This window comes from Paenibacillus sp. oral taxon 786 str. D14 (assembly GCF_000159955.1).
In the GTDB taxonomy this organism is placed as follows: domain Bacteria; phylum Bacillota; class Bacilli; order Paenibacillales; family Paenibacillaceae; genus Fontibacillus; species Fontibacillus phoenicis.
Genome location: NZ_GG695974.1, coordinates 81581 through 95610, shown reverse-complemented (window position 1 = coordinate 95610; position 14030 = coordinate 81581). Strand labels below are relative to the sequence as shown.

Sequence of the window (14030 nt, the reverse complement as noted above, 5' to 3'; positions counted from 1 at the left end):
GGCTCCTTTCCGCCGTGTGCCGCCGTTAGTGATTCTACCGGTCAAGCAACATCCCGTTTTTTAAACGTAACAAAGCTTACTGCAAGAAACAAGATCAAATAGGCGGCGATCACCACGGAGGAGAAGGTTAACGTCATGCCCGGCATCGGCGGATTCCCGTTTAGGTATACCGTTAAATCGGCGTTGGCGAAGATGAGATACTTGGCGAAGGCGTATCTCGAAAGCAAGGCCACCACCAGTTCCTCCAGCACAACAATGAACATGCCGATCCCAATTGTCGCTCCTGTCGAACGAGTCAGAATGCTTACTAGAAAAGTGATCGTAACGTAAACAACGGTATAAATGAACTGATACAAGGCGCTGGTTAGAACTTCGCTCCAGCCGATTCCCTGCACGCTGGCAGATCCGAATCCGTAGATCAGCCCGCCGCCCAACAGGGCAACCGCCAGTGAAAAGACGAAGAGAGACATCGTGAACAGCAGCACAGCCACGTATTTAGAGGCCAAGATACGGCTGCGACTTTGCGAGCGGATCAGCAGCAGCTTGATCGTCCCCAGACTGTGCTCCTTCGCCACAATCCCTGCGGTACAAATAATGACCAGCAAGGTCGTCATTTGACCTAAGCCGTTTCGGGACAAGGCCATTAACGCAAAATCCAGGAACCCTACCGACTGCTGCGAGAAAGCGTGCATCATGTACAGCATCCCGGCAATCGACGCGGCGATCAGCGTATAAGGGACGATAAAGCTGTCCTTCTTGGACATCTTAAGCCATTCGTTCACAACAAGCGGTGTAAATTTACGCAATTTGGTTTCCTCCCGTCCATTTCAAGAATTCGTCTTCCAACGATTGCTTAACTTCTTCGATCCGGTAGATGGCGATCCCTTCGCTGCCCAGCGCGCCAACGACGCGTGGGATATAGCTGTCGCGTACGGCGACCGTCACTTCGCCCCGTTCCGGAGACATCCCCAGCAGGCGGATTTCTTCCATCCGGATGAGTCGGGCTTTCGCCGCTTCGGCATCGCTGACCCGGAACGTCACGTTCACCCGTTCCTCGGTTTTCTCTGCCGCCTCACCTAGGGCGCGTTCGGTCACGAACTTCCCTTCCTGAATGACGACCACACGGCTGCACATCAGCTCCATTTCGGCCAGCAAATGGCTGGAGACCAGCACAGCAATCCCTTCCTCGGCCGCAACGCGCTTCAGATAGTCGCGCATTTCCCGAATCCCGGCCGGATCCAGCCCGTTGGTCGGCTCATCGAGAATCAGAATCGACGGCCGATGCAATAAAGCCTGCGCGATGCCCAGGCGCTGACGCATGCCTAGCGAGTACGCTTTTACACGTTTTTTCATCGCCTTCTCCAAGCCTACCAGCCGGGTGACCTCCTGAATCCGCTCCTCCGTAATCCCTTCGCTCATTCGCGCGTACTGCTTCAGATTGTCATATCCGGTCATGTACGGGTAAAACTCCGGATTCTCAATAATCGCGCCAACGTGGGCGATCGCTTGGGTGAAATGATTCCGGATACTAAATCCTTTGATCTGGACATCGCCCTCCGTCATTCCGATCAGACCCACGATCATCCGAATCGTGGTCGTCTTCCCTGCACCGTTAGGTCCGAGCAGACCCACGATTTCTCCCCGTCGAATTTCGAAAGACAGCTTATCAACAATCCGTTTGCTGCCAATCGCCTTCGTCACCTGTTGTACCGACAAGACGACCGGCTCTTGTCCCTGCTCTTGTCCCTGCAATTTCGCCGCATCCGCTCCAAAGCCCGGGGCGACATTTTCAATAGACTGATGCTGCACGTTCACTTTATTCACTCCTTTTGATCGATGCTCTGAAATGTGATACTGGAATGCCATGTACCTGAATGCGAGTTCTTGATTGTGCTACGTTTCGATTCCATGGTTTCGAGTCGTTGTATTAGTGTTATAGTTAAATAGTACACTAGGTCATTGATATTGTCAACACTAACGGAACGTAGAGACGTTATTTGTCATTTCCCGCGGCATTTCCCGAGCTAACGGAACAAGGAGACCTTATTTTGGGAAAAAGGGGCCAATCCAGCGGCTTCCCGTTCAAATAGCGCTCCTGGGTTCCGTTAGAAATGGATGAGGGCCTTGTGACCTACGAATAAGGTCCGTACGTTCCGTTACAGTCACGTTCCCGATCCAGACCTCCATGCATACCAAAAAGCCCTCCCCGACCAAAGTCGAAGAGGGCTGTTCGCCTCTAAATTTTTTCGCTTCCAGCTTATATCAGCAAATTAAACAAATTCAAATCCCGATTCAGCTCGGTATATACGATGCCTTTCGCGGACATGCGCCCGATCAATGGTTCGTAATCCGCTTTGTCGCTCAGCTCGATGCCAACCAAGGCCGGGCCGTTCTCTTTGTTGTGCTTCTTCGTGTACTCGAACCGCGTGATGTCGTCGTTTGGCCCCAGCACCTCTTCCAAGAATTCGCGAAGCGCTCCGGCCCGCTGCGGGAAATTAATCAAGAAATAGTGCTTCAGCCCTTCATAGATCAGTGACCGTTCCTTCATTTCCTGCATCCGGTCGATGTCGTTGTTACCACCGCTGATGACACAGACCACCGTCTTCCCGCGGATTTGGTCACGGTACATATCGAGTGCCGAGACTGGCAACGCCCCTGCTGGTTCTACAACGATGGCACTATCGTTGTAGAGCTCCAAAATCGTCGTACATGCCTTGCCTTCCGGAACCTGAACGATGTCGTCCAGGAGGTTGGCGCAAATTTCGTAATTCAAATCGCCAACCCGCTTCACCGCCGCGCCGTCCACAAATTTATCGATCGATTCCAGCGTGACAACCTGCTTCTGCCTTAACGCTTCCGTCATGGACGCCGCACCGGACGGTTCAACGCCGATGATCTTCGTATCAGGGCTTACCGTCTTCAAGTAAGTCCCGATGCCCGACACCAACCCGCCGCCGCCGATGGTGACGAAGACGTAATCCGCCGGTGTAGTCAGGCTTTCCATAATCTCCATGCCGATCGTCCCGTTCCCGGCAACAATCTTCGGATCGTCAAACGGGTGAATGAACGTCATCCCGCCTTCCTGGCAGGCTTTCATCGCCTCCGCATAAGCATCATCGTAGGTGTCACCGATCAGAACGACCTCCACATGCTCGCCGCCAAATCTTTTGACCTGCTTGATTTTCTGGTTCGGTGTCGTGCTGGGCATATAGATTTTCCCTTGAATGCCTAGCGCATTGCAGGAGAACGCTACGCCCTGCGCATGGTTGCCGGCGCTCGCGCACACGATTCCGCGCTTCAGATCTTCGGGCTGCAGGCTGCGAATCATGTTGTACGCCCCACGGATCTTGAAGGAGCGCACGACCTGCAGATCCTCCCTTTTTAAATACACATTGCATTCATATCTAGCCGATAACGTTGCGTCGAGCTGCAACGGAGTTCGGATGACCACTTCCTTCAGCACGTGATGCGCTTTGACGATGTCTTCCATGCCTACCGTTTGTCGTTCCGCCTGATTCATCTATTTCTCCTCGCTTTAACTGAGTTCTCTCATTCTAATAAAGGTACACCTGAAACCGCCTCCGGTTCAAGTTATTTTGTACAGTCAGGGAAACGCCCCTCCGTACGGGCAAATGCTCCCGGCTCGGAAGGGCGTTTACGTTCGAACCTATAGCTTAACGTTTCTTTGGTATTAGACGGTCATCGGTATGACCTTTCGAGTTCGTCTCTTGGGACAGCTCGGTCAGCTCCCATTCCATCGTGCCGTACACGGGGTCGGAAGGGAACTCCTCGCCTTTTTGCAAATAGACTTCCCGTCCCAGCTCATCCCGGTAAACGCCGTCGACTTCCACTTCTTCGCGCGAGACCGGTAGCATTTCCTTCATTTTGTCGCTCATGATGATGCCGCCTCCCATTCGAGTATTACAGGGACTCAGAAGAAAATCCCCAATATCCCTTAACATGCTCGAAAGGGCAGCGGATTATCCTTGACGGATCATCTCACTAGACGAGCGCCTTCGCGGCAATATCCGACCGTTGATGCTTGCCCTCGAACGTAATGAGGTTCGCTGCCTCATAGGCTTTGTCCCGGGCTTCGGCAATCGATTGTCCCAGGCCAACCACGCCAAGCACACGCCCGCCGTTCGTGACCCACTCGCCTGCTTCGTTCTTCGACGTGCCAGCATGGAACACCAACGCCCCTGCAGCCTGCGCTTCCTCCAGCCCGCGGATCGGCAGGCCCTTCGGATAGGAAGCCGGATAACCGCCGGAGGCCAGCACAACGCAAACCGCCGCTTCCTCGCTCCACTCGATATCTACTTGATCCAACGTCCCATTTACCGCTGCCAAGAAAATCTCCAGCAGATCACTCTTCAAACGCGGCAGAACAACCTGGGTTTCCGGATCGCCAAAACGGGCGTTAAATTCGATTGTCTTCGGTTTGCCGTCCGGCGTAATCATCAACCCCGCAAACAGCACGCCGCGGAACGGCCGGCCTTCCGCAACCATGGCCTTCGCGGTTGGTTTGATGATCGTTTCGATAGCCTCTTCGATAATCGAATCCGCGATATGCGGCAACGGGGAGTAGGTTCCCATGCCGCCGGTGTTCGGGCCTTTGTCACCGTCATACACCTGCTTGTGGTCTTGCGCCGCAACCATAGGACGGACGGTTTCCCCGTCGACAAACGACAGGATCGACATTTCCTGTCCTTCAAGAAACTCCTCGATCACGACCTGGCTGCCGGATTCGCCAAACACTTTGTCAACCATGATGTTCTTTAGAGCTGTTTCCGCCTCTTCGCGAGTGAAGGCGACCGTTACACCTTTGCCTGCGGCAAGCCCGTCCGCTTTAATCACGATTGGCACCGGACGGCTTTGGAGATACTTAAGCGCCTGCTCGTACTTGTCGAACTTTTCGTATGCGGCGGTCGGAATGTTGTATTTTTTCAATAGATCCTTCATAAACGTCTTGCTGCCCTCGATATGCGCAGCATTCTTACGCGGACCAAATACCGGGATGTTCTTGGCTTCGAACACATCCACGATGCCGTCTGCGAGCGGATCGTCCGGACCTACGACGACCAGGCCCACACGCTTCTCCTCCGCAAAAGCCGCCAGCTTATCGAATTCGTTCACCTGAATCGGCACCAGCTCGGCGATTTGTCCGATCCCCGCGTTCCCCGGAGCGCAATAAATCTTATCGGCCTTCGGGCTTTTCGCCAGGCTCCAGCAGATCGCGTGCTCACGCCCTCCGGCGCCAATCACCAAAATATCCATAGTCTCCTCCCTCGCTTCTGAATAGTTAGTTAACTAAATGAAATAACTTGAAATTCTACTGTTAATTTTGCACCTTACCCGCATTTGAACGAAACTAACTGGAAAATGTACCGCTAATTTAAGCTCAAAACGTTGATGAAGGCATTTTCGCTCAAATTAACGGCAGGTTTTACAGTTAAGTAGGCAAAATCAAGCGTTACGGCTGAAATAACAGTAGGTTTTACAGCTATTTGCCCACGCACGTTTGTGCGTCTGCGAAAAGACGGCAGGCCGCCGCAGCGGTCTGCCGTTTGCCTTTAACCTAGTGTTTGAAATGGCGCACGCCGGTGAAGACCATCGCGATGCCGTGCTCGTTGGCAACTTTGATGGACTCCTCGTCCTTCACGGAGCCGCCCGGTTGGATAATCGCCGTGATCCCGGCTTTGGCAGCTGCTTCGACCGTGTCGCCCATCGGGAAGAACGCGTCCGACGCCAAGACGCTGCCTTTCGCTTTCTCGCCCGCTTGCTCGATCGCGATCTTCGCAGCACCAACGCGGTTCATCTGCCCCGCGCCGACGCCAACGGTCATATCGTCCTTCGCCAGAACAATCGCGTTCGACTTCACATGTTTAACGACTTTCCAGCCAAACAGCAGCTGTTTCAGCTCTTCTTCGGTTGGCTTGCGATCGGTTACGACCGTCAAGTCGGACTCTTTCAGCGTATGCACATCGCTTTCTTGCACGACCATCCCGCCGTCGATCGAGGTGACGACAAACTGGCTGCTGCGGCTCGCGCCCAGCTCCAGTCCGCCAAGCTTCAGCAAACGGAGGTTTTTCTTCTTCGTGAGAATCTCCAGCGCTTCTTCCGTGAAGCCTGGTGCCAAAATAATCTCCAGGAAAATCTCCTTCATCAGCATCGCCGTATCTGCATCAATGATGCGGTTGGCAGCGACGATCCCGCCGAAGATCGATACCGGATCGGCCTCGTACGCTTTCTTGTAAGCTTCCAATACGCTGGCGCCCACGCCAACGCCGCAAGGATTCATATGCTTGACCGCGACGACCGCCGGCTCGTCAAATTCCTTAACGATTTGCAGCGCCGCGTTCGCATCGTTGATGTTATTGTAGGAGAGCTCCTTGCCGTGGAGTTGCTCTGCATTCGTCAGCGTGTCAGCTGCCGCCAACGGTTTGCGGTAAAACGCCGCTTTTTGATGCGGATTTTCGCCATAACGCAAATCTTGGATTTTCTCGTAGGTGACCGTGAAACGCTCTGGCAACGGATCACCCGTCACCTTCGACAAATAATCGGAGATCAAGGCATCGTATGCCGCCGTATGGCGGAAAACTTTGGCCGCAAGCCGTTTACGCGTTTCAAATGTCGTATCGCCGCCCGCACGCACTTCTTCAAGCACCGTTCCATAGTCAGCTGCGTCGACTACAACGGTGACAAACGCATGGTTTTTCGCAGCCGAACGAAGCATCGTAGGCCCGCCGATGTCGATATTTTCGATGGCGTCCTCATAGGTGACGTCCGGTTTCGCGATCGTTTCTTGGAACGGGTACAGGTTGACGATCACCAGGTCGATATAATCCAATCCCAGTTCCTTCATCTGTGCTTGGTGCTCCTCGCTGTCGCGCACCGCCAGCAGCCCGCTATGCACGGCAGGATGCAGCGTTTTAACGCGTCCGTCGAGGATTTCCGGGAACCCGGTGACATCGGAAATTCCGATCACCGGTACGCCTTCCTTCGCCAGCAGGTTTTTTGTGCCCCCCGTCGAAATGATTTCCACACCCAGCTGCGACAGCTCGCGGCAAAAATCCACGATACCTGTTTTATCCGACACGCTTACGAGCGCTCTTTTCATACTCACAATCGGCTCCTCCTTTATTTTGGCGAATCCTGCCCCCGATATTTCTCGGGAAATATCGAAACCCTGCATCTGTTCTAAAAGCTATCCGATAATCCTGAAAACTCCTGTAGACAAGCGCTTTTTCGGCGCTGTCTATTCCGACAGAATCGTCACTTTTCTTCCTTCCACGCGCACGCGGTTCTTCGCGAACCACGACACGACCTGCGGATATAAGCGCCCTTCGGCCGCATGGATCTTGGCTTCGAGCGATTCCAGCGTATCGTCCGCCGTAATCTCCACCGCCGCCTGAGCAACCACTGCGCCGGTGTCCATGCCGCCGTCAACCAAATGAACCGTAACTCCCGTCATTTTTACGCCGTAGTCCCAAGCCTGCCCAATCGCATTTTTTCCCGGAAAAGCCGGCAGTAACGATGGATGAATATTAATCATGCGCCCGGCGTACGGCTCAACCAACACCGAAGTGATTAACCGCATGTATCCGGCCAGCACAACCAAATCGATTTGGCGCTTGTCCAGCTCGGCAGCAATTTCCGCCTCATAATCTTCTCGACGCGCATAGGCCTTCGGGTCAAAAAGATAGCATTCCACGCCGGCTTGGCGGGCCCGTTCGACGACAAAGGCCTGCGGCTTATCGCAAACGAGCAACACAATCTCAGCGTCCAGCTCGCCCGACCGCGTCGCGTCGAGCAAATTCTGAAAATTACTGCCGTTCCCCGAGGCAAACACGGCAATCCGGTATTTCGCTCCCATTAGACATCCGCTCCTGCAAAAGTCACGACCCGCTGTCCTTCCGTCACTTTACCGATCACGTAAGGCGTTTCTCCTGCTTGTTCCAACGCAGCGACCGCAGCCTCAGCCTGATCCTCCGCCACAACAATCACGAGCCCGATGCCCATGTTAAACGTCGTAAACATATCGCGGTTGCTCACGTTCCCTGTCTTCTGCAGCAAGTCGAAGATCGGCAAAATCGGCCAAGACCCGTAGTTGATCTCCACGTTTACGCCTTCCGGCAGAACGCGAGGGATATTCTCGATGAAGCCGCCGCCCGTAATGTGAGCCATCCCCTTCACATCCACCTGCTCCAGCAGGGACAATACCGGCTTCACATACAGCTTGGTTGGCGTGAGCAACACGTCGCCCAACGACTCCCCGCCTAACTCCGGCAGCTTGTTGGTCAAAGCGTAGCCCGCTTCTTCCAGCAAGAGCTTGCGAACCAGCGAGAACCCGTTGCTGTGCACGCCGCTGGACGCCAGACCAATCACCGTGTCGCCAGGGGTAATGCGGCTGCCGTTTACGATCTTGCTCTTGTCAACGACACCCACCGTAAACCCGGCGATGTCGTACTCGCCTTCACTGTACATGCCCGGCATCTCAGCGGTCTCGCCGCCGATCAATGCGCAGCCCGACCTACTGCAGCCTTCCGCGATGCCGGCGACAATGGCCTCGATTTTTTCAGGGACAACCTTATCGCACGCCAAATAATCGAGGAAAAAGAGCGGCTCCGCCCCCTGCACGACGATATCGTTTACGCACATCGCTACCGCATCGATGCCGATCGTATCGTGCTTATCCATCGCAAAGGCAATTTTCAGCTTCGTGCCCACGCCGTCCGTTCCCGACACGAGCACCGGCTCCGCGTACTTGTCCTTGTTCAATCCGAACAAAGCGCCAAATCCGCCAAGATCGGTCATCACTTCCGGCCGGAACGTCCGTTTGACGTGCTTTTTCATGCGCTCTACCGCTTCATTCCCGGCTGCGATATTGACGCCGGATTTCTTATATGCTTCAGACACGAGAGGGACCCACTCCTTTAACTTTTTGAACACGAGGAAACCATTTATCCAATCAATTCATCACGTGAAATAAGTCGAATCTACGCAAAACACCCGTCACGAGTCGGATGGCACAAGACACGAATCGCTAAACGCTAACGAATTCAGCAAGTGCACCCAAACTTCTCTTCCCCGTCGAAATCCGTCCGGGTCGGATAATCGTTGTCGAAGCAGGCCATGCAGAGGCCGCCCTTGTAGTCCGTCGCGTTATCCCCGCCCACCGCCTGGATCAGCCCCTGCGGGCTGAGAAACTCCAGCGAATCGGCATTGATCTCCTTGCAGATCTCTTCCACCGATTTGTAGGAGGCGATCAGCTCACCGCGATCCGGCGTATCGATGCCGTAGAAGCAAGGGTTCTTGAACGGCGGCGAGGTGATGCGGACATGCACCTCCGTCGCGCCGGCTTCGCGCAGCAGATTGACGATCCGTCGCGAGGTCGTGCCGCGAACGATCGAATCGTCGATCATCACAACGCGCTTGCCTTCTACAACGCGGCGCACCGCGCTCAGCTTCATCTTTACGCCTTGCTCACGCAGCTCTTGGCTTGGTTGAATGAACGTGCGGCCAGTGTATTTATTTTTGATCAAGCCCAGCTCGTAAGGGATGCCGGTCTGCTCCGCATAGCCAATCGCGGCGGAAATACTGGAGTCCGGAACGCCGGTGACCACATCTGCGTCGACAAAAGACTCCTGCGCCATCACCTGCCCCATCCGCTTGCGGCTGGCATGCAGGTTCGAGCCGTTCATGTCGCTGTCAGGACGCGCGAAGTAAATGTACTCCATCGCGCACAACGCCTTCCGCTCCGGCTCGGCATAACGCTCCTCGCGGAGGCCGTCCTTATCCAGCACCAGCATTTCACCGGGCTGGATTTCGCGAACCGTCTCCGCGCCAACGACCTCGAACGCGCACGTCTCGGACGAGAACAGGTACGCGTTGCCTAGCCGCCCCATCACAAGCGGGCGCAAGCCGTTCGGATCGCTGGCCACGATCAGCTTGTCGTTCGTCAGCAGCAGGAAAGCGAAGCCTCCAACCAGCTGACGAAGGGCGTCCTTTGCCGCCTCGACGAAATCCTTCGGCGAGCGGGCGATCAAGTGCGCGATCACTTCCGTATCGCTGGTCGTTTGAAAGATCGAGCCGCTTTGCTCGAGCTGGCGGCGGATTTTCGGCGCATTCACGATGTTGCCGTTCGTTGCCACTGCCAGATCGCCGTCGCGGTATTTAAAGATCAGCGGCTGCGCGTTCGTTAGCTTGCTGTCTCCGCTCGTCGAATAGCGGACGTGGCCGATCGAACGGTCCCCGCGCAGCGAAGCCAGCTTGTCGCGGTCGAACACTTCCTTAACCAGGCCCATACCGCGGTGGTAATGAAAGTCCTCCCCATCGGTGGCGCAGATTCCCGCGCTTTCTTCCCCCCGGTGCTGCAACGCGTGCAGTCCGTAATAGGACAGGGAAGCCGCTTCAGCATGACCAAATACGCCAAACACGCCGCATTCCTCGCGTAACGTATCAAACGGATCCGCATGCCCCGCCCCTTCGTTATAGTAGTCTCCGGTCCAAAGTCTCTGCGCTGGTTTTATTGCATCAGACATGGAATGACATCCTCCCAGACGCGTTTCAGCTGTTCCACCGGCTTGCTCAGAACCTCCGTTCCGTTTACAGCAATGCTCAGTTCCGATCCTTCCACGACCCCGATCCGCGCCGCAGGCACGCCGCGTTCCGCGAGCAGCTTCTCCAGCGCCTCCGCCTTCTCCGGCGAAGCCGACAGCAGAATCCGAGACTGCGATTCGCTGAACAGCGCAAAGTCAGGGCGCAGCTCGCTGGCGATATCAACCTTGGCGCCAATTCCGCCGCTGATGCACGATTCAGCCAACGCAACCGCGAGGCCGCCTTCGGACAAGTCGTGCGCCGAACGCACCAGCCCGCCTTGGATCGCTTCCAGCACGGCGCCAAGCAGCTTTTTCTCCACCTCTAAATCAAGCTGTGGCGGACGGCCTTCTACAACGCCATGTACGACCGCCTGGACTTCGCTGCCGCCGAGTTCCGCTTTCGTCTCACCCAGCAGGAACACGACATCCCCGGCCGATTTAAAGTCTTGGGTCGTAATATGATCGGTATCGTGCACCAGCCCAACCATGCCTACAACTGGCGTTGGGTAGATGGCGCCTTTGGCGTTCTCATTGTACAAGCTGACGTTCCCGCCGATAACTGGAGTGTCCAGCACGCGGCAAGCTTCCGCCATCCCATCAACTGCCCGTTCCATCTGCCAGAAAATATCCGGTTTCTCCGGGCTGCCAAAATTCAGGTTGTCGGTGATTGCCAGAGGCTCTGCGCCGGAGCAAACGATGTTGCGCGCCGCTTCGCTGACCGCAATCCGTCCGCCCACTTCCGGATCCAGGTACACGAACCGTCCGTTGCAGTCGGTCGTCATCGCCAGCGCCTTGCGCGTGCCGTGAACGGTGACCACTGCAGCGTCCGAACCCGGACGAACCGCCGTACTCGTGCGGACCATGTAATCGTATTGGTTGTACACCCACGCTTTACTTGCGACCGAAGGCGAAGACAGCACTTTCTCCAGCGCCGCGCCCAAATCGCGAACTTCTTCGTAGCGGGTGGTGTCGACCGATTCATTTTGCACATAATAAGCAGGAACTGCCGAAGGCTTCTCATAGATTGGACATTCGTCCACCAGCGCCTTCACCGGCATATCGCCGACCAGCTCGCCATGATGGAACAGCTTCAGACGGCCGTCGTCCGTAACTTTACCAACCTTCGCACAGATGACGCCCCAACGCTCAAAAATCTCCCGCGCCTTCGCCTCATCCTTCGGCTCAACGACGAACAGCATCCGCTCCTGCGATTCCGACAGCATCATTTCATAAGCCGTCATGCCTTCCTCGCGTTGCGGCACCTCGTCCAGGTACAGCTCCAGACCGTTGCCGGCTTTGCTGGCCATTTCCGCGCTGGAGCAGGTCAAGCCTGCTGCGCCCATGTCCTGGATCCCCAGCACGATACCGCTGTCGATCAATTCAAGACAAGCCTCCATGACGAGCTTCTCCATGAACGGGTCACCCACTTGCACCGCCGTCCGCTTCGCTTCGGATTCCTCCGTCAGCTCCTCCGAAGCAAACGTAGCGCCATGGATGCCGTCCCGGCCCGTTGGCGGCCCTACGTAAAACACCGGATTGCCGACGCCTTTCGCAACCCCGCGTTGGATTTTGTCATGGTCGATCAGCCCGACGCACATCGCATTGACCAGCGGATTGCCTTCGTAGCTCTCGTCGAACACCACTTCCCCGCCAACCGTCGGAATGCCGATGCAGTTGCCGTAGCCCGCGATCCCGGATACGACATGCTCGAACAGATATTTCACGCGCTCGCTTTCCAGCTTGCCAAATCGCAAGGAGTTCAGCAACGCCACAGGTCTTGCCCCCATGGAAAAAATATCGCGAATAATCCCGCCCACGCCTGTTGCGGCGCCTTGATACGGCTCCACGGCCGAGGGGTGATTATGACTTTCGATTTTAAAGACAACCGCTTGGTTGTCGCCGATATCCACGATCCCGGCGCCTTCGCCTGGGCCCATCAGCACGCGCGGGCCGCTGGTTGGAAACCGCCGCAGCAGCGGCTTCGAGTTTTTGTAGGCGCAGTGCTCGGACCACATGACGCTAAACACGCCAATTTCCGTATAATTCGGCTTCCGCCCAAGGAATCCGCAAATCAGTTCGTATTCGCTGTCGGAAACGCCCATCTGTTTGTAAATTTTCTGCTCTGCAATTTGTTCTGCACTTGGTTCCTTAGCGGACACTTGCTGACTCATGCCGATCCCTCCAAGCTTTCAAAATGGATGTAAACATCTTCTTGCCGTCCGTCGAACCCAGCAAATCGCTGACCGCCCGCTCCGGATGCGGCATCATGCCGACGACGTTTCCGCGTTCGTTGGAAATGCCGGCGATGTCGTCCACCGAGCCGTTCGGATTTTGAACATACCGGAAAATAATTTGGTTATTCCGCTTCAACTGCTCCAAAGTCGCTTCATCGCAATAATAGTTGCCTTCGCCATGCGCGATTGGAATCGTAATCACTTCACCCTTCGCATAGAGCGACGTAAACGGATTTTCGTTGTTCTCCACGCGCAGCTCGGTGTCATGGCAACGGAATTTCAGCGACATGTTGCGGCGCAGCGTGCCTGGCAACAGTCCAGCTTCCGTTAGGATTTGGAATCCGTTGCAAATCCCCAGCACGTATTTACCTTCCTCCGCAGCCTTGGCCACTTCCGCCATGACCGGTGCAAAACGGGAGATCGCCCCGCACCGCAGGTAGTCGCCGTAGGAGAACCCGCCGGGAACTAGGATGCAGTCGTAAGCAGACAAATCGGTGGCCGTATGCCACACATAGTCAACCGGTTCGCCCAACGTCTCTTCCACCGCTTTGTAACAGTCGATATCGCAGTTGGAACCGGGGAATACGAGTACCGCGAATTTCATAGTTTAAGCCTCCAATTCAAAGCGGTAGTCTTCTACCACCGTATTGGCCAACAGCTTCTCGCACATCGCTTTCACCCGAGCTTCCGCTTCGAAGCGATCGTTCGTGTCGAGCGTCAGCTCCATATATTTACCGATGCGGACGCTGTCCACCTCTCTGAACCCCATGGAATGGAGCGCCCCTTGAACGGCTACCCCCTGCGGGTCAAGTACGCTTTGCTTGATCGTGACATAAACGCTCGCTTTAATCATGTTCCTCGTGTTCCTCCTAAGTTTGGACTTGTGCGGCACGGCCGCTTGGTTTCTGGATGGGATGTAATAATTGCTTTTGGTTTTGCCTGGGTCAGTTCTTACTTTCTGGCTTGCCTTTCTAACTCCAATGCTTTCTTGCTCGCACGCTTGTCTTCTTGCTCCCTAGCTCCTAGCCTCCTGACCAAAAGGGATCATCCTCAAAAGACTGCCAAAGGGCTTATATTCTGGTCCCTCATTCGCTAACTTTCGAATCCCTAACGGACCGCAGCGACGTTATTTACTCATTTCCCGGATATTTCCCCGGCTAAAGGACTTCACAGACGTTATTTGGCCCCATGCAGCAAC

General features: G+C 55.3%; 12 protein-coding genes. All 12 read right to left on the bottom strand.

What is annotated here, in order from left to right:
• Positions 1-41: 41 nt before the first annotated feature.
• Positions 42-806 (bottom strand): ABC transporter permease, encoded by a 765-nt coding sequence (locus POTG_RS09090; RefSeq protein ID WP_009224534.1) that lies wholly within the window; start codon positions 804-806, stop codon positions 42-44.
• Positions 799-1815: an ABC transporter ATP-binding protein gene (locus POTG_RS09085; RefSeq protein ID WP_009224533.1), complete on the bottom strand. Its 1017-nt coding sequence runs from the start codon at positions 1813-1815 to the stop codon at positions 799-801. Before POTG_RS09085 ends, POTG_RS09090 begins: the two co-directional genes overlap by 8 nt.
• A 442-nt stretch (positions 1816-2257) precedes the next feature.
• The gene (gene ilvA, locus POTG_RS09080; protein WP_009224532.1) at positions 2258-3520 is read right to left on the bottom strand and encodes a threonine ammonia-lyase IlvA; all 1263 of its coding nucleotides are present in this window, start codon (positions 3518-3520) and stop codon (positions 2258-2260) included.
• Positions 3521-3674: 154 nt separating this feature from the next.
• On the bottom strand, positions 3675-3896 hold the full coding sequence (locus POTG_RS09075) for a hypothetical protein (protein ID WP_036644875.1): 222 nt from the start codon (positions 3894-3896) through the stop codon (positions 3675-3677).
• A gap of 106 nt (positions 3897-4002) precedes the next feature.
• Entirely contained in the window at positions 4003-5274 is a 1272-nt protein-coding gene (gene purD / locus POTG_RS09070; protein ID WP_009224530.1) for a phosphoribosylamine--glycine ligase, read from the bottom strand.
• 301 nt (positions 5275-5575) lie between these two features.
• Positions 5576-7123, bottom strand: coding sequence for a bifunctional phosphoribosylaminoimidazolecarboxamide formyltransferase/IMP cyclohydrolase (purH, locus tag POTG_RS09065; protein ID WP_009224529.1), 1548 nt, complete (start codon positions 7121-7123; stop codon positions 5576-5578).
• A gap of 132 nt (positions 7124-7255) precedes the next feature.
• Positions 7256-7873, bottom strand: a complete 618-nt coding sequence (purN, locus tag POTG_RS09060) for a phosphoribosylglycinamide formyltransferase (protein WP_009224528.1) — start codon at positions 7871-7873, stop codon at positions 7256-7258.
• A complete protein-coding gene (gene purM, locus POTG_RS09055; RefSeq protein ID WP_009224527.1) occupies positions 7873-8916 on the bottom strand; it encodes a phosphoribosylformylglycinamidine cyclo-ligase in 1044 nt (347 codons plus the stop codon). Before purM ends, purN begins: the two co-directional genes overlap by 1 nt.
• 143 nt (positions 8917-9059) lie before the next feature.
• Positions 9060-10541: an amidophosphoribosyltransferase gene (gene purF, locus POTG_RS09050; protein ID WP_036644874.1), complete on the bottom strand. Its 1482-nt coding sequence runs from the start codon at positions 10539-10541 to the stop codon at positions 9060-9062.
• Complete coding sequence (gene purL, locus POTG_RS09045; RefSeq protein WP_009224525.1) at positions 10526-12769, bottom strand: phosphoribosylformylglycinamidine synthase subunit PurL; 2244 nt, start codon at positions 12767-12769, stop codon at positions 10526-10528. Before purL ends, purF begins: the two co-directional genes overlap by 16 nt.
• Positions 12747-13436, bottom strand: coding sequence for a phosphoribosylformylglycinamidine synthase subunit PurQ (purQ, locus tag POTG_RS09040; protein ID WP_009224524.1), 690 nt, complete (start codon positions 13434-13436; stop codon positions 12747-12749). The genes purL and purQ overlap by 23 nt, the downstream gene beginning before the upstream one ends.
• A 3-nt stretch (positions 13437-13439) precedes the next feature.
• Positions 13440-13685, bottom strand: a complete 246-nt coding sequence (gene purS, locus POTG_RS09035) for a phosphoribosylformylglycinamidine synthase subunit PurS (RefSeq protein WP_009224523.1) — start codon at positions 13683-13685, stop codon at positions 13440-13442.
• Positions 13686-14030: the final 345 nt, after the last annotated feature.

Coding starts and splice junctions, on each gene's coding strand:
- purL (WP_009224525.1), bottom strand. CDS start 12,769: ATGAGTCAGCAAGTGTCCGCTAAGGAACCAAGTGCAGAACAAATTGCA.
- purQ (WP_009224524.1), bottom strand. CDS start 13,436: ATGAAATTCGCGGTACTCGTATTCCCCGGTTCCAACTGCGATATCGAC.
- purD (WP_009224530.1), bottom strand. CDS start 5,274: ATGGATATTTTGGTGATTGGCGCCGGAGGGCGTGAGCACGCGATCTGC.
- purF (WP_036644874.1), bottom strand. CDS start 10,541: ATGTCTGATGCAATAAAACCAGCGCAGAGACTTTGGACCGGAGACTAC.
- purS (WP_009224523.1), bottom strand. CDS start 13,685: ATGATTAAAGCGAGCGTTTATGTCACGATCAAGCAAAGCGTACTTGAC.
- purN (WP_009224528.1), bottom strand. CDS start 7,873: ATGGGAGCGAAATACCGGATTGCCGTGTTTGCCTCGGGGAACGGCAGT.
- POTG_RS09075 (WP_036644875.1), bottom strand. CDS start 3,896: ATGAGCGACAAAATGAAGGAAATGCTACCGGTCTCGCGCGAAGAAGTG.
- ilvA (WP_009224532.1), bottom strand. CDS start 3,520: ATGAATCAGGCGGAACGACAAACGGTAGGCATGGAAGACATCGTCAAA.